The sequence below is a fragment of the Castellaniella sp. genome (assembly GCF_036379515.1).
Lineage (GTDB): Bacteria > Pseudomonadota > Gammaproteobacteria > Burkholderiales > Burkholderiaceae_B > Castellaniella.
The window spans coordinates 39,421-61,697 of record NZ_DASVGN010000015.1; the positions used below are offsets into that span (position 1 = coordinate 39,421).

At 60.1% G+C, this 22,277-nt stretch carries 26 protein-coding genes and 1 other RNA gene; 16 read left to right on the top strand and 11 right to left on the bottom strand.

The genetic code is table 11. The features are described from left to right. Positions 1-13 precede the first annotated feature (13 nt). A complete protein-coding gene (ribA, locus tag VF285_RS05075) occupies positions 14-661 on the top strand; it encodes a GTP cyclohydrolase II (protein WP_346951540.1) in 648 nt (215 codons plus the stop codon). A gap of 75 nt (positions 662-736) precedes the next feature. Here the strand turns inward: ribA and VF285_RS05080 are convergent, their stop codons facing one another. Further along, on the bottom strand, positions 737-2,323 hold the full coding sequence (locus VF285_RS05080; RefSeq protein ID WP_346951541.1) for a glycosyltransferase family 39 protein: 1,587 nt from the start codon (positions 2,321-2,323) through the stop codon (positions 737-739). A gap of 192 nt (positions 2,324-2,515) precedes the next feature. On the opposite strand from VF285_RS05080, the gene lipA reads away from it, so the two are divergent. After that, entirely contained in the window at positions 2,516-3,508 is a 993-nt protein-coding gene (gene lipA, locus VF285_RS05085; RefSeq protein ID WP_346951542.1) for a lipoyl synthase, read from the top strand. On the opposite strand, the gene VF285_RS05090 is transcribed toward lipA, so the two are convergent. Next, complete coding sequence (locus VF285_RS05090; RefSeq protein ID WP_346951543.1) at positions 3,509-4,429, bottom strand: LysR family transcriptional regulator; 921 nt, start codon at positions 4,427-4,429, stop codon at positions 3,509-3,511. Between the two features lie 93 nt (positions 4,430-4,522). On the opposite strand from VF285_RS05090, the gene VF285_RS05095 reads away from it, so the two are divergent. Together VF285_RS05095 and VF285_RS05100 are read left to right on the top strand one after the other, a co-directional pair. Continuing rightward, the gene (locus tag VF285_RS05095; protein WP_346951544.1) at positions 4,523-5,386 is read left to right on the top strand and encodes a pirin family protein; all 864 of its coding nucleotides are present in this window, start codon (positions 4,523-4,525) and stop codon (positions 5,384-5,386) included. Between the two features lie 84 nt (positions 5,387-5,470). Next, complete coding sequence (locus VF285_RS05100; protein WP_346951545.1) at positions 5,471-6,040, top strand: NADPH-dependent FMN reductase; 570 nt, start codon at positions 5,471-5,473, stop codon at positions 6,038-6,040. 122 nt (positions 6,041-6,162) lie between these two features. Here VF285_RS05100 and VF285_RS05105 read toward each other — a convergent pair whose 3' ends face one another. After that, the gene (locus VF285_RS05105) at positions 6,163-6,480 is read right to left on the bottom strand and encodes a hypothetical protein (protein WP_346951546.1); all 318 of its coding nucleotides are present in this window, start codon (positions 6,478-6,480) and stop codon (positions 6,163-6,165) included. A gap of 146 nt (positions 6,481-6,626) precedes the next feature. Next, positions 6,627-7,295, bottom strand: coding sequence for a dienelactone hydrolase family protein (locus tag VF285_RS05110; RefSeq protein WP_346951547.1), 669 nt, complete (start codon positions 7,293-7,295; stop codon positions 6,627-6,629). 241 nt (positions 7,296-7,536) lie between these two features. Here VF285_RS05110 and fliD point away from each other — a divergent pair, with 241 nt between their 5' ends. From fliD to VF285_RS05130, 4 genes are all read left to right on the top strand, one after another. Then, positions 7,537-8,958 carry a flagellar filament capping protein FliD gene (gene fliD, locus VF285_RS05115; RefSeq protein ID WP_346951548.1) on the top strand — a complete coding sequence of 474 codons (1,422 nt, stop codon included), beginning with the start codon at positions 7,537-7,539 and terminating at the stop codon, positions 8,956-8,958. Positions 8,959-9,015: 57 nt separating this feature from the next. Then, positions 9,016-9,380, top strand: a transfer-messenger RNA (tmRNA) gene (ssrA, locus tag VF285_RS05120). Between the two features lie 321 nt (positions 9,381-9,701). Further along, positions 9,702-9,932: a hypothetical protein gene (locus tag VF285_RS05125; RefSeq protein ID WP_346951549.1), complete on the top strand. Its 231-nt coding sequence runs from the start codon at positions 9,702-9,704 to the stop codon at positions 9,930-9,932. 3 nt (positions 9,933-9,935) lie between these two features. Next, positions 9,936-10,316 (top strand): type II toxin-antitoxin system death-on-curing family toxin, encoded by a 381-nt coding sequence (locus tag VF285_RS05130; RefSeq protein WP_346951550.1) that lies wholly within the window; start codon positions 9,936-9,938, stop codon positions 10,314-10,316. A gap of 33 nt (positions 10,317-10,349) precedes the next feature. Here the strand turns inward: VF285_RS05130 and VF285_RS05135 are convergent, their stop codons facing one another. Further along, a complete protein-coding gene (locus tag VF285_RS05135) occupies positions 10,350-11,003 on the bottom strand; it encodes a DsbA family oxidoreductase (protein ID WP_346951551.1) in 654 nt (217 codons plus the stop codon). 261 nt (positions 11,004-11,264) lie between these two features. Beyond that, positions 11,265-11,987: an SDR family oxidoreductase gene (locus VF285_RS05140; RefSeq protein ID WP_346951552.1), complete on the bottom strand. Its 723-nt coding sequence runs from the start codon at positions 11,985-11,987 to the stop codon at positions 11,265-11,267. Positions 11,988-12,376: 389 nt separating this feature from the next. Between VF285_RS05140 and VF285_RS05145 the strand changes: the two genes are divergently transcribed. Together VF285_RS05145 and VF285_RS05150 are read left to right on the top strand one after the other, a co-directional pair. After that, positions 12,377-13,018 (top strand): hypothetical protein, encoded by a 642-nt coding sequence (locus tag VF285_RS05145; protein ID WP_346951553.1) that lies wholly within the window; start codon positions 12,377-12,379, stop codon positions 13,016-13,018. Positions 13,019-13,151: 133 nt separating this feature from the next. Then, positions 13,152-13,364, top strand: a complete 213-nt coding sequence (locus VF285_RS05150) for a hypothetical protein (protein WP_346951554.1) — start codon at positions 13,152-13,154, stop codon at positions 13,362-13,364. 141 nt (positions 13,365-13,505) lie between these two features. Here VF285_RS05150 and VF285_RS05155 read toward each other — a convergent pair whose 3' ends face one another. Next, positions 13,506-14,009, bottom strand: coding sequence for an SRPBCC domain-containing protein (locus VF285_RS05155; RefSeq protein WP_346951555.1), 504 nt, complete (start codon positions 14,007-14,009; stop codon positions 13,506-13,508). 155 nt (positions 14,010-14,164) lie between these two features. Here VF285_RS05155 and VF285_RS05160 point away from each other — a divergent pair, with 155 nt between their 5' ends. Together VF285_RS05160 and VF285_RS05165 are read left to right on the top strand one after the other, a co-directional pair. Further along, positions 14,165-14,605 (top strand): NfeD family protein, encoded by a 441-nt coding sequence (locus VF285_RS05160; RefSeq protein WP_346951556.1) that lies wholly within the window; start codon positions 14,165-14,167, stop codon positions 14,603-14,605. 24 nt (positions 14,606-14,629) lie between these two features. Beyond that, complete coding sequence (locus VF285_RS05165; protein WP_346951557.1) at positions 14,630-15,562, top strand: SPFH domain-containing protein; 933 nt, start codon at positions 14,630-14,632, stop codon at positions 15,560-15,562. Positions 15,563-15,662: 100 nt separating this feature from the next. On the opposite strand, the gene VF285_RS05170 is transcribed toward VF285_RS05165, so the two are convergent. From VF285_RS05170 to VF285_RS05185, 4 genes are all read right to left on the bottom strand, one after another. Next, positions 15,663-16,349: an anti-sigma factor gene (locus VF285_RS05170; RefSeq protein WP_346951558.1), complete on the bottom strand. Its 687-nt coding sequence runs from the start codon at positions 16,347-16,349 to the stop codon at positions 15,663-15,665. Beyond that, the gene (locus VF285_RS05175) at positions 16,346-16,894 is read right to left on the bottom strand and encodes an RNA polymerase sigma factor (protein WP_346951559.1); all 549 of its coding nucleotides are present in this window, start codon (positions 16,892-16,894) and stop codon (positions 16,346-16,348) included. The genes VF285_RS05170 and VF285_RS05175 overlap by 4 nt, the downstream gene beginning before the upstream one ends. A gap of 37 nt (positions 16,895-16,931) precedes the next feature. After that, complete coding sequence (locus VF285_RS05180) at positions 16,932-17,561, bottom strand: protein-methionine-sulfoxide reductase heme-binding subunit MsrQ (protein ID WP_346951560.1); 630 nt, start codon at positions 17,559-17,561, stop codon at positions 16,932-16,934. Positions 17,562-17,734: 173 nt separating this feature from the next. After that, positions 17,735-18,283, bottom strand: a complete 549-nt coding sequence (locus VF285_RS05185; protein WP_346951561.1) for a fasciclin domain-containing protein — start codon at positions 18,281-18,283, stop codon at positions 17,735-17,737. A 255-nt stretch (positions 18,284-18,538) separates the two neighbouring features. Between VF285_RS05185 and VF285_RS05190 the strand changes: the two genes are divergently transcribed. The 4 genes from VF285_RS05190 to VF285_RS05205 all read left to right on the top strand — a co-directional run bounded on the left by VF285_RS05190 (position 18,539) and on the right by VF285_RS05205 (position 22,237). After that, positions 18,539-19,603: a tartrate dehydrogenase gene (locus tag VF285_RS05190; protein ID WP_414648073.1), complete on the top strand. Its 1,065-nt coding sequence runs from the start codon at positions 18,539-18,541 to the stop codon at positions 19,601-19,603. Positions 19,604-19,830: 227 nt separating this feature from the next. Further along, positions 19,831-21,309, top strand: a complete 1,479-nt coding sequence (locus VF285_RS05195; protein ID WP_346951563.1) for a DegQ family serine endoprotease — start codon at positions 19,831-19,833, stop codon at positions 21,307-21,309. 202 nt (positions 21,310-21,511) lie between these two features. After that, complete coding sequence (locus VF285_RS05200; protein ID WP_346951564.1) at positions 21,512-21,778, top strand: hypothetical protein; 267 nt, start codon at positions 21,512-21,514, stop codon at positions 21,776-21,778. A gap of 3 nt (positions 21,779-21,781) precedes the next feature. Then, entirely contained in the window at positions 21,782-22,237 is a 456-nt protein-coding gene (locus tag VF285_RS05205) for a YaiI/YqxD family protein (protein ID WP_346951565.1), read from the top strand. The last annotated feature ends 40 nt before the right edge of the window (positions 22,238-22,277 follow it).

A 22,277-nucleotide genomic window follows, 5' to 3' on the forward strand; every position in this document is an offset into this window, starting at 1 on the left:
TTTGCGTCGTGCCATGTCTGCTTCTTCCGGGGCCTCGTCGGGTCAAGATGACGACCTCCTGCGCTTTGTCGCCTCCAGTCAGTTGCCCACTCCGTGGGCTGTTTTTCAGATTCACGCGTTTGCCGAAACGGCCAGTGGCAAAGAGCACGTGGCGCTGACGTTGGGCGATGTCGGCACGGATGAACCCGTGCTGGCGCGCATCCACTCTGAATGCCTGACGGGTGATGCTCTGTTCAGCCAGCGCTGCGATTGCGGTGCGCAGCTCGAGGCCGCCCTGCAGCGGATTGCGACCGAGGGGCGAGGCATTCTGCTGTATCTGCGCCAGGAAGGCCGTGGCATTGGCTTGTTGAACAAGATCCGCGCCTATCATCTGCAGGACGAAGGCGCGGATACGGTTGAAGCCAACGAGCGCCTGGGCTTTCCGGCGGACATGCGTCACTACGATATCTGCCGCCCCATGCTGCAGCACTTCGGTATCCGGCAAGTGCGCTTGATGACCAACAATCCGCGCAAGGAACGCTTCCTGACCAGCATCGGCGTCGCAGTCACAGAGCACATCCCGTTGCAGGTCAACCGCAACCCCTATAACGAGTTTTATTTGCGCACCAAGGCGCGCAAGCTGGGGCACGAGTTCAAAGAGTATTTCGGCGAAGCGCCGTAATTTCGGCGTCTGGACTCGCCTTGCCTGACGAGTCCATGCCTCCGAATACCAGTGCCTGAACCCGTCAAGCAGGAGCTATCTTGGCTTTTGCCTCAGGCAATCCGGCCCTGCAGGTACCACGGCCCAATGCAGGTCGAAGGACGGGCCTTTGGGTCCCCAGCGGACCTGATCCACGCCTTTCCAGGGCGCGCTGGCATAGAGCGCCAGCACGGCGGGGGACGCCGGGCCCCGGCCTTTGTCGCTGTAGGCCACGAAGGCCCCGCACTGCAGTGCCGTGCCGCGGGCAAACCACGGGGATTCGTCGTGGCTCGCGTCGATGAAGACCTGGGTGTGGTCGCTGACGTGCACGGCAATATTGCCACCCAGCCAGGTGTTGGCCACCACCACCCGCAAAGGCCTGCCAGGCTGGTGGGCATTCCAGTGCGCTTGTGCAAGCTTGGCCAGTGCCACGGCGGGGTAGTTTGAGCGGCTGGCCCGTCCGGTCATGTCCGCCAGCGGGCCCCGGGCAATCGCGTACCCCACGGCCATCGTAATCTGCAGGCCGGCCGTGATGATCAGGATGCGGCGCAGTTGGACGGCGTCCAGCCCGCGCAGCCACCAGAGTCCGTAGAAACCTGCCAGTACGAAGAATGTGCTGGCCCACGAGGCCTCTAGGCGCGTGCCCAGAATGGCGGCGATGATGACGGTGCAGAGAAAGGGGGCGAGCCCCACCCAGAGCAGGAATTGCCGGTCTTCAGCCGAAAAATCCTTGAAGTAGCGTCCCGTGGCGGGGGCGTTGTCCTGGAAATATTCATCGTTGGCTGCGTGGCCGGCTGCTCGGTTGCCGCGACGGGCATACCACCAGGTCCAGAGTGCCAGCGCGACCACCAGTGGGGACAGGCGCCCGGCCTGGTCCAGGCTGAAGGACAGCAAATCGGCCAGCGCCGCCAGGCGGCCGCCGGCTTGCAACGAGTGGTCGGCATAGAACAGAGGTTCGAAGTGATGTTGCCCCAGCCACCACAGATGCGGGCTGAACACGACCAGAAACGTGATCGTGGCCGCCGCAATCCCCAACCAATAATGCTTGCGCCGCCATTTGCCGCTGCGCAGCAGGTAGAGGAAGAAGGCGGCAAACTGCACCAGGGCGCTGTATTTGGTGAGCATAGCCAGGCCGCAGACAACGCCCAGCCAGATCCAGTCGCGCAGGCGGTCGTCGCGCATGGCGCGGTAGAACAGCCAGATCGACGCGGTGATCGACCAGAGTTGAGCCGTGTTGTGGTTGTAGATGGTGCCGCGCAATGAAAAATAGGCCGTCACCGACACCAGCAGCGTGGCCATGAACGCGCGGTGGCGGGTGGTGAACTCGCAACCCAGCTTCCAGACGAACCACAGACCCAGGGCCGAAAAGAGCTGCCCCATGAGAAAGGCCAGCCAGACAGGGCGACCCCAGAGTTCGGTGGCAAAGTACATGAACCACGAAGGCAGCGGCGGGTGCTTGGTGTAACCCAGTTCAAGGCTGGCCGCCCAGACCAGTTCTTCCATGCCGTCCAGATCCGGTGCCGTGTGGCTGATGGCACAGAGAATGGTCCATAGCGCAACCATGCCCAGAAGGCAGAGGACGACGAGCGCCCCACGTGGGGGGTGGGCCAATAGTGGAATCTTGGGGGGAGTGGCAGCCAGCATGGCAGCCAGTATAACGAGCGGCTTGCTGCTTGAGCAGGTCCGGGCATGTTTCGTTCGCCCGAGAAATAGTGCCGATTACCCAGGTGCATGGGGCAGGTTTGCGGGCGGAAGGCAGGGGGCTGCGTGGTACTATCGACAACGATTGTGCGTCTGGTGATGCACGCTTTTTGTCTTGCGTTGCGCAGGTTTTTCATGACGATCGAAGTCCCCATCATCCGCGCTCGGGTTCGGCCGGGCGAAAAATTCGTCAGCCCGCAGGGGACCAAAGCCGTCAAGGACGGCATGCGGCCCAGCGAACTGACCGGTATTCCCGATCACGCCCCCAAGCCGGACTGGCTGCGTGTGCGCGTGCCTTCGGGTGCCAGATATCAAGAAGTGCGCGACATCGTCAAGACACACAAGCTCAATACTGTGTGTGCTGAATCCAAATGCCCCAATATTGCTGAATGCTGGGGCCGTGGCACTGCGACGCTGATGCTGATGGGCTCGGTCTGTACACGGGCTTGCAAATTCTGCGCCGTCAATACCGGCAACCCGCACGGGTGGCTCGATCACAATGAACCGGCCAGCGTGGCCGATGCCGTGGTGCTCATGGGGCTCAAGTACGTGGTGCTGACTTCAGTCGACCGCGACGATCTGATCGATGGCGGGGCAGGGCACTACGCGGCCTGCATCCGGGCCATCCACGAGCGTTCACCCAAAACGGCGGTCGAAGCGCTGACGCCTGATTTTCAAGGCAACCATGGCTGCATCGCCAAAGTGCTGGATGCCGGTCTGGTCACCTTTGCGCAAAATGTCGAAACCGTCGAGCGCCTCACTCATGTGGTGCGTGACGCCCGTGCCGGCTATCAGCAGACACTGGATGTGCTCAAGTTTGCCAAAGAATATGCCCCGCAGACGCTCACCAAAACCAGCATGATGCTGGGCCTGGGTGAAACCGACGAAGAAATCGAACAGGCCATGGATGACATCCGTGCCCACAACGTCGACATCCTGACTTTTGGTCAGTACATGCGCCCCACCAAGAATCACCTGCCGGTGCAGCGCTTTGTCACGCCAGACGAATTCCATGCCTATCGCAAGCTGGGGCTCTCCAAGGGGTTTCGCGAAGTCGTCTCGGGCGCGCTCGTGCGTTCCAGCTATCGCGCCGAACGCGTCCTGGAACACGACAACGTCGGGCTCTGATCAGACCTGGGCCTGAACCTGGTCACAGGGGCGGGGGTCGACTTCCGAGCAGAGCCGCTGCAGAATCTGCGCCAGCTCTTTGCAGGCGATGCCCGGGAATTCCGGGTGTGCATAGATGCGGTACACCATGGCGTAGCGGTGACGCCCTTCGACCAAAGGCAGGGGCTTGAGCCTGCCGCTCGCCAGTTCCTCGCGGATGCGCAGTTCTGGATACCACGCAAACCCCATCCCGGCGCAGGCCGCCTGAATCGAACTGCTGGCGTGGCTGAAGGTCCAGCGCTGGGCTGCATCCAGCCAGCCAGCGCTTTGCCGCTGGCTGCCTGAATCGCGAATGACGAGCTGGCGATGCTGCCGCAGATCGGCCCATTCGATGGGCTGGCCCAGGGCGTGAAGGGGGTGGTTGGGAGCTGCTACCGCCACGAAGCGGATCTGCAGCAGGGGTTCGCCGCTGAAGCCCTGGGGAATGCGCGGACTGATGACCAGATCCGCCTCGCGCCGTAAGAGTGCCTCATCCGTGCCGCTGAGCACGGTTTCCTGAATCTCGATTCGGGTGGACGGGTTGTTCGGCCCGAAGAGCTCCAGCGCCTGCAAGATGAGCCAGTCGGGAAACAGACCATCGATGGCGAGCCTAAGCAGAGGCTCTCTTCCTGCAGCCAACTGGCGTGCCGCGGATTCCAGCCCTTGCGCGTGTTCGACCAACAGCCTCGCCCGCTGCAGCAAAATCTGGCCGGCTGCCGTGGGCACGGCCCGCCGTCCTTGCGGGCGGAACACCCTGAGGGCCAGCTGGTCTTCGAGCTTCTGGATGGCGTAGCTGACTGAAGACTGGCTCTTGCCGAGCGCTTCAGCTGCCTGGGCGTACCCGCCGTGGTCCACCACGGCCAGCAGGGCCTGCCAATAGGCGATCGGGATGATGTCTTCCATATCTATTTAGTAGATCAAATAGCGCTATTTTATGCGGTTGTTCATCTATTTATATGATCTCATAATGATCCCATCGTTCATCAGGAGTCAATCATGACCGTTCGTTCCGTCACCCGAGTCACCCCCGCGCAAGCGACGCAGGATGGCGCTGGCGTGCGTCTGCTGCGGGCCATTGGATATCAGCCGCAGGTCCGCATGGATCCGTTCCTGATGCTGGACGCGTTTTCTTCGGACGACCCGCAGGATTACATCGCCGGATTTCCCGCGCATCCGCATCGTGGTTTCGAGACCATCACCTACATCGTTGATGGTCATATGAAGCATCGCGATCACCTGGGCAACGAGGGCGACCTCAAGGCCGGGGGGGTGCAGTGGATGACGGCGGGACGTGGCATCATTCATGAAGAGATGCCCCAGCAGGAAAACGGCCTGCTGCGCGGTTTTCAGATTTGGCTGAACCTGCCGGCGGCTGAAAAGATGCAGCCCGCGCATTATCGGGACATCCCTGCCGGCGAAATTCGGACGACCGAGCTGCCCGATGGCGGATTCATCAAGCTCATCGCCGGCACGATCCCGTGGGCTACGTGCCCGTTGAGGGGTGCCGAAGAAGGGCATCGTGAAACACAGCCCGTGGTGGCCGATATCTGCGTCATGGCCGGCCATCCTGTCGATCTGCCCCTCCCTCAGACGCATCGTGCCTTGCTTTACGTGTTCGAAGGGCAGTTGCAGGCGGGCGATCAGGTGATAGAGCCGGGGCACGTAGTGTGGCTGGGCGATCAGGGCGAGACGGTCCGCATTGAAGCAGCCCAAGGGGCAGCCGAAGGTGCGCGGGTCATTCTGCTCGCTGGCAAGCCGCTGCATGAGCCCATTGCGCAGTACGGTCCTTTCGTCATGAATACCCCGGAAGAAATCGAGCAGGCATTGCGCGATTACCGCGACGGCGTGCTCGCCCAGTAACTCAGTCAGACCATTTGTTGTGTTTTTCACCCGCCCGTGCAAGGTGCACGGAGGGTGGCCCTTTGTCAAAACCAAGGAATCATCATGTCCATCAAAGTCCTCGCTATTGGCGGTAGCCTGCGTAAGGGTTCTTTCAATCACCTGTTGCTGGAGCAGGCCAAACGCCAGGCGCCTGAAGGCATGGATGTCCAGATTGCAGATCTATCGGGCGTGCCACTGTACAACGGCGACGTGCAGGAACAAGGCTTCCCGGCCGCCGTGCAGGCCTTGGCCGCGCAGGTGCAGGCTGCCGATGCGCTTCTGATTGCAACCCCCGAATACAACTATTCGTTCTCGGGTGTGCTCAAGAACGCCATCGATTGGCTGTCGCGTGTGCCAGGTGCCGTGTTCCAGGGTAAGCCCGTAGCGCTCGCCAGCGCCTCGATGGGCGGGATGGGCGGTGTTCGGGCCCAGTACCAACTGCGCCAAGTGCTGGTTTTCCTCGATGTTCATCCCCTGAACAAGCCGGAACTCTTCGTGTCTGCCGCGCACGAGAAGTTCTCGGCTTCGGGCGAACTCACCGACGAATTCTCGCGCCAGGGACTGGACAATCTTCTGGCGGCCCTGGCCGGTGCGGTGCAGCGCACGCAAGAACTCGAAGCACAGGCGGCGTGAGCCTCTGATGCGGCTGTGGACAGCATTGCACTCGTGGTGCTGCCCACAGCAGGGTGTACCAGATGCAAAAACCCCGCCTCGGTTGTCGAAGCGGGGTTTTTGCGTTGTGGATCGTGGTGAAATCAGTGGCGCCAGTGGTCTCGGTCACCATGGTGCCGGCCCCAGCGTTCTGCCACGTGACGGTCGTAGTGGCCGCGACCGCGCCATCCATATCCATAGTAGTAGCCTGGGCCGTAGATCGGACGAGGTGCCACGACGACTGCGGGCGGGCCGTAGTAATAGACCGGCGGAGGCGGTGGCGGCGGGTAGTAGGCGGGCCCACCCACCACGATCCCCGGAATCCCGATCGCGATTCCGACGTGCACACCCCCTGCCTGGGCCACTGGCCCGGCAGCCATGGCGCCGATGACCAGCGCTGCTGCGAGCATGGCTTTTTTCATGAGCAGTTCCTGTTGATGAATTGAGGCCATTGTGACTGATTTGCTGAGGCAGATTGTGAGTGCACTATGGTGAGTCGCATCAAAACGCTACTGAAAGCAGGCTTTGTCCTGATTCGGAACAACTGCATACGTTTGTTGCCTGGCGCTCAGTGTTGCCGGTCGAAGAAGGCGAGCGTGCGCTCCCAGGCCAGGCGGGCTGCGCCCTCGTGGTAGGCCGAGTTGCCTTCACGTCCAAAGGCATGGCCAGCCCCTGGGTAGGTGTAAATGGCCAGATCTGGCTGGGCCGCGCGAATGGTCGCCACGTCGTCTTGGCTGATGTGTTGGTCGTCCTCGCCAAAGTGAAGCTGCACGGGGATCTTGGGTTGATCGTGGCAGTGGTTCACGATGCCGCCACCATACCAGCATGACGCAGCCGCAAAGCTTGTGCTGGTGCAGGCAGCGCGCCACGTCATGTAGCCACCCCAGCAGTAGCCCGTGATCATCTTTTGGGCGCGCTGGCCGAGTGCCGCGGCGGCTGCCTCGATGTCGAGCAAGGCGTCGATATCCGTCACCGACTTGCGCAGCGCCATGCCGCGATGCCGCCCCGGAAGATCGTAGTTCAGCTGAATGCCCGCTTCAGCGCCCGGCGACCGGTCAAACAGAGAAGGGCAGATCGCACGGTAGCCGTGTTCGGCATAGTGTTCTGCCATTTGGCGGATGTGCGCGTTGATGCCGAAGATCTCAGGCAGGATCACGATCCCCCGAGAAGCATTTTCAGGACCCGTGATCCATGCGGTGAATCGGTGGCCGTCAGAGGCAGTGAGCAACATGTCCATGAGAAGTGTCCAATTCGTTGAAGGGGTGCTTTTGCACCCTATCGTACGCCATTGGTTGGAGGTTGAATCTCAAGCGTCGATTCTGACGGATTTCTTAATTGATTCATGTTGATACACGATTTTCACAATGTTCTTAAATAGTCTCTGAATCGGCCTGTCAGGGGCTATAAACCGGCGTGCAAAGGTCGTAAAACCATGCGGGGCATTGCCCTTGTTTGCTGACCCGCTTGGAGCACCCATTATGGCTTCCGTGATTCCGACTGATTCTTCGACCAACGCACAGTTTTCTTCGCTGGGGGTTGGGTCCGGCCTGCCGCTAGGCACCTTGCTCACGCAATTACAGACCAGTGAACAGGCCTCTCTGCAACCCATTCAGCAGCAGGAAGACTCTGCCAATGCCACCCTGTCCGCCTATGGCCAGCTTCAAGGGGCCGTCACGGCGCTGCAGACGGCTGCAGAAACGTTGACGACGCCAGGCACTTTCAACGCCCTGAAGACCAACGTCAGTGGCTCGGGCTTCACCGCCAGCGCGGCCAGCGGCGCCGTCGCGGGCCAGTACAGCGTCACGGTGGAACAGTTGGCCAAGTCGCAAACCCTGTACACGGCAGGGCAGCCCAGCGCCACCACCGCCAATGGCACTGGCGGCACATTGACCTTTACATTGGGCGATGGCACCACGCATACCCTGGATCTCACCGGCAAAGACACCTCGCTCAACGGCCTGGTCGGTGCAATCAACAGCACCCCAGGGCTAGGTGTTTCTGCCACTCTGGTGAATGACGGCTCTGCCAGTCCCGACCATCTGCTCTTGATCGCCAACAAGACCGGGATCCAGGGCGCCGTCACCCAGATCAGCAGCAGCAACACCAACCTGCAGACCATGCTGGGTTTTGGGCAGGGCACTACTTCTACCGTGACTGAAGACCCGGCCGCCAATGCGCAGCTGCATGTCGATGGCATTGCGGTTACCAGCCAAAGCAACACGGTGCAGGACGCCATCAACGGTGTGACGCTTACGTTGAATGCCGTGAATGCCACGCCCTCCACCCTGACCGTCGCGCAAGATAACACCAGCGTGACGCAAGCCTTGCAAGGCTTCATCGTGGCGTACAACACGCTGCAGTCCGGCATCCAGTCCCTGACGGCTTTTGATACCTCCAATGGCACAGGCAGCGTGCTTACGGGAGATTCCCTGGCCCGTGAACTCCAAGGCCAGACGCAAAATGCCTTGAACACTTTTTCTTCCGGGGGCGTGCTGGATTCTCTGTTCCAGATGGGCGTGAGCTCGGACCCACTGACGGGCCAGCTCAGCCTGGACACCACAGCGTTTTCGCAGGCGTTGGCGACCAACCCCAGCGACGTGCAGAACGTTCTGGGCGGTGCCTCGGGCGTGGGTAATGCCATGCAGACGCTGACCACCCATATGCTGGATACGGGTGGCCTGTTTTCGAATGCGACCAATGGCTTGAACGCCACGATCAAGGATCTGCAGTCCCAATACACCGAGCAATCCAACCGGATCAGTGATGACATCGCCAACTACCGCTCGCAGTTCACGGCGCTCGACTCGATGGTGGCACAGATGAATTCGCTGAGCACGTATCTCACCCAGCAGCTCTCGAGCATCAGCAGCAGCTCCAGCTCAAGCTCGTCTGGCAAGTAGGCATCGGCGCGAGGCGATGCCCCATCGTTTCGCAAATACAGGTAAAATGACAAGTCTGGGGCCGACTTGGCTTCGACGTGGGTCGCAAAACAAGATAGTGCATACCGAGCACCAGTTCGCTCGTAAATCCACTGGAAATCTACAAACGCCAACGACGAGCGTTTCGCTCTAGCTGCTTAGGCAGTGAGCCGCTACACCGACTGGTCCCTGGGTCGGGTGGGGTCAAACCCACAGTAGCGTCATCTACAGGGAATCGGGTTCGATCAGGTCACTGGGTCGGGTCTTAAACTAAAGTGAATCGCCGCGGAAGGGCCTGTCGTCCGGCATGATCCAAGGTTAAAACTCAAAATAGGCCGACTAAGTATGTAGATCTACTTGCAGAGGGCTTGCGGACGGGGGTTCAATTCCCCCCGGCTCCACCAGTTTTCAGGGCCCGGAAAATCTCCGGGCCCTTTTTCTTTGAGCGATTCCCCGCACCACGCGGGGTTCTTGCCGCTGGTGCTGCGGGTGGCTAGCCGTCAGAACGCCTGGAATCAGTCGCCCTTGTCGCCCGAGCCGTCTCTATTCTCTGTTTGCCTTGCGGGTAGGCGCAAGGGGCGGTCTATAAAATCAATCACTTGCGCGTGCCGGTTCATTGTCAGCCATGGTGATCAGCCGGGTGTTCGAACACCTTTGAGACAGTGGCATCATGACTCATCTTGATTTATCATGAAACATCAAGATGAGTCATGATGGAGGTGGCGATGTCAACTGTCATCCGTGAAAAATTTTCCTCTCAGGCCGCGCCGGATGTCCTGGCGGCCTTGCGCCAGATCGCTGAAAGCCAAGGACGCCAGTTTCAGTCGGTGCTTGATGATGCCCTGCGTGACTACATCGACCGTCAGCAGAAGGAACGTCCCCGCCGCCACGTCATGGCCTCGTTCGCATCCAGCCTGGACGAGTTCGATAGCCTTTATCGCGAACTGGCCAAGTAATCTGTGGCTCACGATTACCTGACCGTGGCCGATGTGCTTGGGATGTACACGGTGTTGATGCAACGTTACGGTGGTGCGCCAGGCGTGCGCGACCCCGGAGCGCTGGAGGCCGCCCTGTTTCGTCCGCAGACGGGCTACTACGACGACATCGTGGCTGAGGCGGCTGCGCTGCTTGAGAGCCTGGCGATCAACCACCCGTTCGTGGATGGCAACAAGCGCATTTCTTTTGCTGCAGTCGACGTGTTTCTGCGAATCAACGGCTGGTGCCTGCAGCGCGCGCCGATGCAGATTCACGCCGAGATGATCCAGATGTTTGAGTCAAGGACGTTCGATATCGGCCGTCTCGATCCCTGGCTGCGGTCTTTCGCTGTTGCCACCGAGTGATGCAATGAACCAGAAAACACCGAACGTGCAGACCTAGGCTGCCATGGCATCAGCAACCTGCCGCAAAGCCTGCTCGAAGGTCTCGGGGGCCTGCCCGCCCTGGATCAGATGCCGGTCATTCAGAATGATGGAAGGGACGGAATTGATACCCTGTTGGGTGTAAAAGCGTTCGCGTGCTCGTACTGCCGCCGAGAACTCGTCGGAATCCAGAATCTCGCGCGCACGGTCCTGGTTCAGTCCCGACTCGCGGCACAGCCTGATCAGGGTCTCGTGGTCGCTGGGATTCTCGCCATCAGTGAAATACGCCTTCAAAAGCGCATGTTTCAAAGCCAGTTGATGGCCCTCGAGGCCAGCCCAGTGCAGCAGTCGATGCGCATCGAAGGTGTTGTATGTATGCGTGCGCTTGTCCATATTGAAGGTGAAGCCGACCTCGCGGCCTCGTGCCGTGATGACTTCGCCATTGTGGCGCACCTGTTCGGGCGTCATCCCGTACTTGCGCGAGAGACGCTCCACAGTATTCTGGCCCTCGGGCGGCATGTCTGGGTTCAGCTCAAAGGGTTGGAAATGAAGTTCTGCCTCGATTTCGCCGTCGACCCTGGACAATGCCTGCTCCAGCGAGCTCAATCCCACCGCGCACCAGGGACAAGACACGTCGGAGACAAAATCGATCTTGATACGGGTGACCATGTGAGGCTCCTATCACTAGATGGCAACTGCCCCATTTTATCCAAGGGTAGTCGCGAAATCGGACATGCCTCCAGATCGCAATACAAACGACCCATCAGAATTTGTGAACCGCTTGAAGGGCGTGGGCATACGAAGCTGGAAAGCACGGTTCGCTATCTCGGCACTAAGATACGAACCTCACCACTCGAAACCAGTCGTTGACGTCATGAGGTCGGTGATGACTGTGAACGCTAATGGGAGTTTTACCCTTCTTTGGGACATTCAGACGAGCATGCGCCCGCCGTCAACGATCAGCACTTGGCCTGTTGTGCAGCCGCCACGCATCAGATAGAGATAAGCCTGCGCTACCTCCGCCGGGTCAGCAGCCCTGGGGAGTGGTTGGCGCTCGGTCATTTTGCGGATCACATCCGCAGGCCACGGCGCCAATAGCTCGGTAAGCACCGGCCCTGGGCAGACCGAGTTGACTCGTAGCGGCGCCAGGTCTACGGCCAGACCACGGACTAGGTGTTCTATCGCGCCAGCGAATGCCGTTGCTAACGGGACACCCTTTCTCGGCATGTGAGCTAGCAGTCCGTTGGTAAGCGTGATTGAGCCATGTTCCGATAGACGCGGCTGGGCATGCTTGATCGCCATCAGTGCGCCCCAGAAGCGTACTTTCAACCCCGCGCTAGCTGCAGCAATATCCAGTTGCGAGAGCGGGACCGGTGCTGCCGCAGCCCCATCACCCGCTGTGAACACCAGATGGTCGAAGCTCTCCAGCGCGCCGAAGAAGGCGGCGACGCTATCTTCGTCCCGGACATCCACCACGGCACCCGACGCGCCAGCACCTAGCCGCTGCGTCGCAGCATCCACCTTTGCCTGGCTACTCGAGCCGATCATCACCCGTGCACCCTCGGCAAGAGCCCCCTCGGCGACAGCGTACCCTATGCCGGAGCTGCCGCCGATGATCACTACGGTTTGATGATGAAGTATGGAGACGGACATGGCTGCGCTTCCCTTAACTCAGAGATGGATCGTGTTGATCGCGTCAGGCGAGGCGGCTCACCTTCCGGTCGACGAGAAAATTCGCATTAAATGATAATCATTTTAAGTGCAGGGTGGTCCATTGGAAAAGCCCTTCTCTGGTTCTCGTTGAACGTTCACGTCGCGGAATTTTGAATCAGTCCCGCTCCAAGTTGAAAGTAGTCGCCCAGACGGGCCACGATGCAGCATTGGGTGTGGGTTTCGCGTCGAGTCGGCGCGTATCTGGTTGCAGTTGACCAAGGGGCTTTAATAGCCCTTCGCCGAGTAGGCTCCCTGGAATGCCAGATGTCTTGCCGTATAAGATGGGGCGGTTACACACGAGGAAAATACGCTTTCCAAGGAGACCCGATATGAAATCCAAAAACCTCATCCTGGCCGCAAGCTGCGCGGCGGCATTTGCATTTGGCGCGGGGCCTGGGGCGCAGGCCGCAACCACCGAGACCTACGTGGCCCATCTCATTCCCATGAATACGCAGGTTACGCATTCCGACACTACGGGTGAAGCGCAATTTCGCGTCAATGGCGACAAACTGACGATCGATATTCGCGTGAAGAATGCGCCGGGCGGTATTGTCCACTGGCAACACTTTCACGGGATGGCCGATGGCAGCGCCGCAAACTGCCCGACCCTGGGTGCCGACACCAATGGCGATCATATCGTCGACCTGATCGAAACAGGGCCTGCGGCGGGCACCACCATGGTGCCGTTCGATCGACATCCTGCCGCCATGGACGTCGCGCACGGTCACTATCCCAAGGCTTCAGCCGATGGCAGTTACCACTATCACGAGGTGGTGTCCCTGAAGGCGCTTTCCGCATCCTTTGCCAAGGCTTTCAAGGGCCAGCCTCTTGATCTCGACAAACGCGTGGTCCTCATCCATGGGGTTCCCGCCGACACCCCGCTGCCTGCTACGGTCCAATCCCTGGGCCCGATCCCGGCTGCTGTAACCTTGCCCATTGCCTGCGGCAAGATTGAGCGCGTACAACGTTGAGAGCACGCGCAGTTCTGCGAGCGCGCAGCGCTCGTGGAGCTTGGCCAATCGAGGGCTAAAGTAATGACCCATACAGGTCGTTAAGCTCAGGGCCGAGGGTCTATTCTTGGGCCCGCAGAGAAGGAGAATTCATATGGCAGCAACTGATTCAGTGCAAGCGGCCGTCGCGCAGGCCGTTGGCCTGCAAAACGCAAACGCACAGACCGATGCGCAAAATGCGCTTTTGCGCAAGACACTCGATGCGCAGGCGCAGACAATCACCTCACTGGTTCAGGGCGCGGTCACCGGCCCCCAGAAGCTGGCTGACTCGGGGACCGTGGGTACGCAGCTGCACACCACGGCCTGAAGTCGCCGGAAGCGGGTTCCGGTGGAGTGCAGCTGTGGCTCGTCAGCTGTACCATCGCCGCACCGCTGCACTCACCCGGCGAACAAGGACAAGATGGCGGCTGCCGCGAGGTTCGTGGTGGAAACAGATACAGGTGTGGCCTTATAGGTGTTCGAGTTGTTGCGTGTAGGCGGCGCGTGCCTGCTTGTAGAGCTCGAACGGGAATTTGATGGGCACGCCTTCCAGGGCGCCGGCCAGGATCTGCAGGTGGCCTTCAAAGCCTGCGCAGGCCTTGGCAGCGTCTTCGCCCGCGGGAATGTGTACCGATAAAGACAACTGCACCGCGCTTGGAAGCGCCTTCAGCGACCAGCGCAGCAGGCGTTCGGGTTCACCCGGGCTGCTCCATGAATAAGCCAGGACTTCGCCGGGCTTGAGTTCAGTCACTTTGCTGTCGATGCGAACGCCGCTGTCGCCAAAGTCGATGCGCACCGCACCCCCCACCTTCAGTTCGATGGAGCCCGGTGCGATCCATTGGGCGATACAGGCGGGTTCGGTCAGCATGCGCCAGACCTCTGCGGGGCTGTGTTCGTCGTAGACCCGGCTAAGCGCCCCCGAAAAGCTTCCATCCGGCAATTTTTGCAGCGTTCCGATTTGTATGTCGTCCATGGCTGATCCTTCAGGGCTGGGTTTCAAAGCCTTGATTATGGGCGCATTGGGGGAGGACCGTCACGCTGGCGCGAGGGAAGGGCAAGCATATTTGATGGAAATAGATCATGTGCTGCTACCATGGGTTACATGATGCTTCTGGACGAGATTACCTCATGACCCATTCAGAATGGACCGGTGCCATCTTCCTCATCCTCGGTGCACTGGTCACTCTGGCCGAGATCCACACGCTCACCATCTACCTGCTGGCGGTGGCCCTGGGCTTGTTTGCCTCGGGGGCGGCTGCACTGGCGGGTGCCAGCTTCACCATGAACCTGGCCGTATTGGCAGTGGTCACGTTGCTGGGCCTGCCGGCGGCCCACTGGTGGCGGGGCAAGCTCAGAAACCGCGCAGCTGAAGACCTCATGAATGACGATGTGGGGCAGACTGTCGTGGTGGCTGAATCCGGGGCGGGCGGGATCCGGGTGACGTATCGTGGCACGACCTGGAATGCGCGGCTGCAGGCTTCTGAGGCGACCGCCTGCAAAGTGGGTGAAAATTACGTGGTTGTCCGTCGTGAAGGCAATCTGCTGGTCATCGCGCCGCAGGGCAAGTAGTTTTCAATTCAAGGAGGTTCCGCCGTGAACATCAGTCTTATCGTCGTCATCGTGGTGGTCGTCCTGGCTGTGGTGATTCTCAGCCGCGGCCTGCGGGTGGTGCCGCAGCAGCATGCGTGGATTGTCGAGCGGCTGGGCCGCTATCAGAAGACGCTGGAGCCCGGCCTCAATCTCATCATCCCCATTGTCGATACGGTGGCGTATCGGTTCGACCTGCGCGAGACCCCCATCGACGTGGCCGAGCAGGTCTGCATTACCAAAGACAATACGCAGATCTCCATTGATGGCGTGCTGTATGTGCAGATCACCGACCCCAAGGCGGCGGCGTACGGTACCTCCAATCCGCTGCTGGCGGTCGAGCAGTTGGCGCAGACGGTGATGCGTTCCGACGTGGGCAAGAAGCAGCTGGACGAGGTGCTTTCTTCGCGCAGCGAGCTCAATGCGTCGATTGTCAGCGAGTTGGACCACGCGGCGGTCAACTGGGGGGTGAAGGTCCTGCGCTACGAGATTCGCAATATCGAGCCGCCGCAGGAAGTGGTGCGGGCGATGGAGCTGCAGATCACCGCGGAGCGCGAAAAGCGTGCGGTCATCGCCAAGTCCGAGGGCGACAAGCAGCAGGCCATCAACGTCTCTGAAGGTGATCGCCAGAAGCACATCAATCTGGCCGAGGGCGAGCGTCAGGCTCAGGTGTTGCGAGCTGAAGGCGAGGCCCAGGCTATCCTGACAGTGGCCGATGCCACGGCCAAGGCGCTGGCCACGGTGGGTGAAGCGCTGCAGCACGAAGGCGGCATGGACGCCATGAAGATGCAGGTGGCACAGGATTTCATCGCTCGCTGGGGCGGCATTGCCAAGGCGTCGAACGTGATGATCGTGCCGGCCGACATGGGCGATCTGTCCAAGGTGGTCAGTACCGCATTCAAGATCGTCGATGGGACGAGAATAGGGAGCCCGAAATAAGGCACCGCCTGAAGCTCATCCGTGCGCACCGGTGTGACCGTTGGGGCGCGCTCTACGACATATAGGAACCCAGACTATCAGGCGACGCCTCCGGTCTCATTCAGCTTGGCAGGACGCCACCGCTGATTATCACTGGCCCGGTAGGTAGACCGGTCGGCGATCCGCCCGGCGGCTCCAGACTGACGGCGAGCTTCTCCATATGGCCCATGCCGTGAGGCATCGACAATTGTGTCAGGCCGTCGGTGGCGACCAGGCCCAGCGATCGGGGCTTTTGTTTGCCTTGTATCGACCACAGCTCCAAGGCGTGCCCATCTGCCATCTGGCTCAAGTCCTTCAGTGTGTTGATGTAAAGGGCACCCGAAGCACCCTCGCGGACCATCAGCAACGCTTGTCCCTGGCTGCTCTGAAGCACTGCGACTTGTTGCGGGAATGGGGCTCGGTTTGGTCGCATAGGCTGTATCACGACAACCGCCACCAGCGCTGCTGCCAGGGTCGCAGAACACAAGCGCCAGAAACCGGTGCCGCTCCAAATCCGCCCGTCATGCATGGGTGTCTTCTGGTGAACCTTCTTGTGAATGGCATGCCAGACGCGGCCGGGTGGCCTGCGGGGCGGTACCGCCCAGACCAACGCATACAGGTCGTCCTCCCACGTCCGCACCTGTCGGCGCAGCGAAGCATCCGCCGCCATCAGGCCTTCGAAGCGGCGACGCGCGGCGCCTTTCATGGCACCGGACACATAATCCGCAGTGAGGCGCGCACGTAACTGCGGGTCAGCGTAAATCTTCACGATAAGCACCCCTTGAGGCGCTCCATGCCTCGACGTACCCAGCTCTTTACGGTTCCCAGCGGCGAACTCATCTGCCTCGCAATCTCTGCATGACTGAGGTCATCAAAAAACGACAGCACGATCGCCATGCGTTGTCTGGGTTCGAGCCGGCCCAGGCAATCCGCCAGGCGCCTGCCTTCTTGACGGCTTCGCAGGCGTTCCAGCGGGCCTGGCGCCTGGTCAGCCCACGCGTCCTGGGTGGCACCGTCTGGGTCCGGTCTCTCGTAGTCCGGACGGCGCATCAGGTCAATGCATCGATTGCGCACAATGCGGGCCATCCAGGTCATGGCTTGACTCTGCTCTGCAGAGAACCGGTCAGCGTTGCGCCAGATGCTGAGGAAGCTTTCTTGGAGCACTTCGTCGGCGAGGTCGCTACGCCTCAACATACGGTTGGCCAACGCGTACAAGTGTGGAGCGCACTGCCGATACAACTCTGCCAACGCCGCTTCCTGCCCTTGCGCACATCGCTGAACTAGTTCATCCAGGTGCCGGAGAGTGTCAGGCATCAAAATTCCTAAAGTATCGGTTCGGCACCAGGATGGCCTAGCCTCTGCGCCGTTCTGATCCTCCGTTCCGCCGGGGTTGCCGGTATCGCGACCGCACCCACCACAGAACCCGCGTGCCCAGTAGCGCTGCCAGCACCCAGGCGTAGAGGTGGGGCTCGAAGAAGTCGTTCTTGCCGGCACGCATCCAGTCGAAATGCCAGACCGAGAGGATTGCTGCAGGGTAAACCAGCCAGTGCAGGCGTGTCCACCAACGGCCCAGCCTACGTATCCAGCCGTGGGTTGAAGTCAGCGCGAGCGGTATCAGGCAGAGCACGGCCAAGGCCCCGATGCCGATGAAGTCACGTTGCCAGAGATCGTGCCGCATCGAAGCCCAGACACCGCCTCGATCCCATAATCCCCAGGCAATGACGTGCAATACGGTATAGAAAAAGGCGTAAAGCCCCAGTGCTCGACGATGGCGAATCAGCCCAGCCCAGCCCGTCAGGCGCCGGACGGGCGTTGCCGCCAATACCGCCCACAGCAGCACCAGCGCCCAGGTTCCTGAAGAACGGATCAGGAATTCTGGCGGGTTGGCCGTGAGATTGTTCTGGTAGCCCAGGACCACCCAACGCGCGAGCGGAAAAAGGCCAAATAGATGGATGCCCAAGGCCAGCAAGGTGGTGCCCATCGTCACTCGCCTTCTTTGCTTGGCCTGCACTACATTTCGTTTGGAACCGGCTGCCAGGGCTGGTTGACGCATGGTACACCTTCGCCTTTTGCACAGCGCTGTCGGGGGTGGGCCATCTGGCCTGCGACTGATCTGCCGCACCCCGTCTGCACTTTTCGACTCAGTACAGGACGTTATTCAGGTAATAGCACCTTGTCCACGACATCAATGATGCCGTTTTTCTGCATTACATCGTAGGTGCTGATGTCGGCCACGCCGCCCGAGCTATCTTTGATCTGGATATTCTGTGGTCCATTCATCATGACGGTGAGGGTTCCACCTTCCGCTGTTTTCAGTTCTGCCTTGCCGCCGCCCTTGTGAATCATTTGCTCAAGGTCGCGCTTTGTATAGCGGCCAGGGACCACGTGATAGGTCAGGATTTTGACCAATTTCTGCTTGTTCTCGGGTTTGAGCAGAGTCTGCACGGTGCCCGCTGGCAAGGCGTCAAAGGCAGCGTTTGTGGGTGCAAACACGGTAAATGGCCCTTTGCTTTCCAGGGTAGATACCAGACCTGCAGCCTTGACTGCTGCTACCAGAGTTGTGTGATCCTTTGAGTTCACCGCATTTTGTACGATGTTCTTTTCAGGGAACATTGCGGCGCCGCCTACATCAACCGTTGCCGCGCCTGCTGTGCTGGCAGCCAGTGTCGCTGCCAAGGCTACTGTCCAAAGAGTGGCTTTCATCACGTTTCCTTTTCAATGAAGTGTGTTCCGGGGACTACACCTGGCTATACGAGCGAGGGCCCGGTTTGGATGCACTACATTGGAAATTTTTACTGTTTGGACGGTGTGGGCGTCTTCTGGGGGTACTCTTGGTGGAGTACTACATTACGTTTTTGCTGCAGAGCCCTCGGGTGCGTTGAAGTACAGGCGGTACCTGACGGCAGTTCAGCTTGAGCCTCTTTTGGATATTGGTCGGAATCAAAAATGAGTGAAGAGATGCCTGTTTTTCGTGTGGCGGTGATTGCTGGGGATGGTATTGGTCAAGAAGTGATGCCCGAGGGGTTGCGCGTACTTGAAGCAGCGGCCCGCCGCTTTGGCTTCACGTTGCATGAAGATTCCTTCGACTGGGGCTGTGAGTATTACCAGAAGCACGGCCGCATGATGCCAGAAGATGGTCTGGATCTGATCCGTCATCATGATGCGGTGTTTCTCGGTGCCGTTGGCTTTCCGGGAGTACCGGATCATGTGTCGCTGGGGGGCCTGCTGCTGGCCATTCGACGGGGGTTCCAGCAGTACGCCAACATAAGACCTGTGCGCCTGATGCCCGGTGTCGAGTCGCCCCTGGCGCGCCGTAGCGTGGGTGATATCGATATGCTCATCGTGCGTGAGAACACTGAGGGCGAATATTCGGCTATTGGTGGGCTGATGGCGGCGGGTACGGCGGACGAGGCCGCCGTGCAGCTGAGCACCTTTTCCAGGAAAGGCGTGGACCGCATCCTCAAGTATGCGTTCGAGATGGCTCGCAAGCGTCCCGCCCGACATGTGACTTCTGCGACAAAGTCCAATGGACTGGCGATTACGATGCCCTATTGGGATGAACGGTTCAGGCGCATGGCCGAGCAATATCCGGATGTCAGGACGGATCAGTACCATATCGACATCCTCACAGCTCAGTTTGTCATGAATCCGCAGCGGTTCGATGTGGTGGTCGGGTCGAACCTGTTTGGCGATATTTTGTCGGACCTAGGCCCCGCTTGTACCGGCACGATCGGGATCGCACCGTCGGCCAACCTGAACCCGGAAAAGGAATACCCCTCCATGTTTGAGCCGGTCCATGGCTCGGCACCCGACATCTTTGGGCAGAATATCGCGAATCCAATCGGGCAGATCTGGTCCGGTGCATTGATGCTCGACCACTTGGGACAGGGGGCCGCGGCGGCAGCGATCGTGCGTGCGGTTGAACAGGTCCTCGTCTCTGGACCAAGGACGCGGGATATGGGCGGCGAGGCGTCAACGACCGAAGTGGGCTGTGCAATCGCGGCTGCTGTCGAGACGGCATGAAAATTCGTTGAGTGCGGCCCCTCTCACTTCACGATGCGGAACCTCGGCGGCGATTTGCAATCAAATCCCCTGTCGAGTGCCAAAACCAAGGTCGCGAGCAGGCGAACCGTCAACACCCTGTTGGATCGCGTCTCGAGCCAGCGAACCAGAGAGCCATGCGGAACCTCTCGGCCAGCAAGTGACCCTATGCGGCAGAGCAGTACTCGGCGACCGAATAGGAGAATGACATGGCTTTGAATCTTACAGGCGGCCCCACCGTTAAGCGGGCCGTCGCATGCGCTGCAGCGAGTCTGTTGTTGGTTGCTGGCGTACCCGTCGGAGCCGCTTATGCTGAAGCGGCACCCGTTCCGACCATCGCGTTGCCGGATTTCACTCAGGTAGTCGCCCAGACCGAAGGGTCCGTCGTCAATGTCCGCACGACCGAGGCCGTTCCGGTCTCGCAGCCGCAGGACGGGCAACCAAATCCCCAAGACCTTTTTCGCTGGTTCTTCGGCCCGGACGCTGTCCCGCCCGGCATGGAGCAGCAGAATCCAAAGCCCAAGAGGCATGTGCCGCATTCCGGGCACGGCAAGGAAAAGACCGTGCCGTATGCCATCGGCTCCGGATTCATTATTTCCAGCGATGGCTACATTCTCACCAATGACCATGTGGTCAAGGGTGCCAACGGTGTTTCCGTGACGCTCAACGACGGCAAGGAATATAAGGCCAAGGTCGTTGGGACGGACGCGCCTACCGACATTGCGTTGCTCAAGATCGACGCAACCGGGCTCAAACCCCTGGTCATTGGCGACTCGGACAAGCTCAAGAAAGGCCAATGGGTGCTGGCCATCGGCTCACCGTTCGGGCTGGACTCGACCGTGACGGCCGGGATCGTCAGCGCGATCAACCGCAACACGGGCGACTACTTGCCATTCATCCAGACCGACGTCGCGGTAAACCCCGGCAACTCGGGTGGTCCGCTGCTGAATCTCAAGGGGCAGGTGGTCGGCATCAATTCGCAGATCATCTCGCGCAGCGGTGGCTTCATGGGCATCTCGTTATCCATCCCCATTGACGAGGTCATGCGGGTCGTAGATCAGCTCAAGGCACACGGCAAAGTGACCCGTGGCAAGATTGGCGTGGAGATCACTGCGGTTCAGAGTGACGTCGCCAAGGCGCTGGGATTGGGTGAAGACCGGGGGGCCCTCGTGAGCAGCGTCAGCACCAACGGCCCCGCCGCGAAGGCCGGAATACATGCCGGCGACGTGATCACCCGCTACAACGGGCAGGAAATCCAGCACGCCTGGGAACTCCCGCGTCTGGTGGGCCAAACCAAGCCAGGCACTGAAGTCAAGGTCGAAGTCTGGCGCAAGGGCAAGGCCTTGGATCTCACGGTCAAGATTGCCGAGTTGAAGTTCTCCTCGTCAGGCGAACCCGGGGAGATGCCGCAACAGGTTGAGACCACCGACCGCCTGGGCCTGGTCGTTGGGCCTCTGCAATCGGATGCAACCGTTACGCAGGGCGTCGTTGTGAAGAAAGCCAAGGGGCTTGCTGCCGACGCGGGCATCCAGCCTGGAGACGTGATCGAACGCGTGAACGATACCGACATCACGAGCCCGGCACAATTCAACCAGATCATCAGCAGCACCAGCAAGTCGCAACCTGTGGCACTGCTGGTCAGCCGTGACGGGCAGTCTCAGTGGGTGATTCTCTCGGCTGGCCAATAGGTCAGTCTGGCAGGAAGGTAGTCAGCCGGGTGCTGCTGCCTGACGTTGCAATCTGGGGTACCTTCGATCGGAGGTACCCTTTTTTTGTATCAGTATTTTTTCTATGCGGATGTAATGACCCGGTCAACACCTGCCCAGGTGATATCTTCTATGATGCTGTCTGCCAAGTTTTCCGCCGGCAGATCACCATGCCGAGCCCCTCATGAAAAAAACCGATCTCGAAAAGCAAAAAGCCCTGAAGCTCATAGGCAAGCTCAATGCTGTCATCCCGCCGGATCGCTTTGCCGGTGCCGCGTCTGCTGTAGATCACCGCGAACAGCGTCGCCTGGACCGAGCCGCTGGCCTGGTGTCCTTTCCTGTCAAACTGCACCAGCCATTGATCACGGCCCTGAACGCCAAGGCGCAGGCGGATGGCGTCAGCGTCAACGAGCTGTTGAACGTACTGCTGGCTCAAGCGCTGAAGAGCTAGCCCGTGGACATATGGGTCGATGCCGACGCCTGTCCCGCCGTCATCAAGGACATTCTGTATCGGGCTGCGCAGCGATCGCGGCGGACACTCACCCTGGTGGCCAATCAAATGTTGCGCACGCCGCCATCGCCTTTGATCCGGGCCGTCCAGGTGCCGCGCGGGTTTGACGTGGCAGACGACTACATCGTTGAACACGCCTCTACCGGCGATCTGGTCATTACTGCGGATATTCCCTTGGCAAGCGAGGCCCTGAGCAAGGGGGCGCTGGTGCTCAGCCCGCGTGGCGAACGCTTCACAGTCGACAGCATCAGCGAGCGTTTGTCGATACGAGACATGATGGAAGAATTGCGTAGCGCAGGCGTCGATACGGGTGGGCCGGCGGCCTTCAGCCAGGCGGACAGGCGCGCATTTGCCAATGCCCTGGACAAATTGCTGCAGAAGGCGCAGCGGGAGGCGTGATCTCGACTTTGCCGGCCTTGCGGTATAGGTCAGATGGATG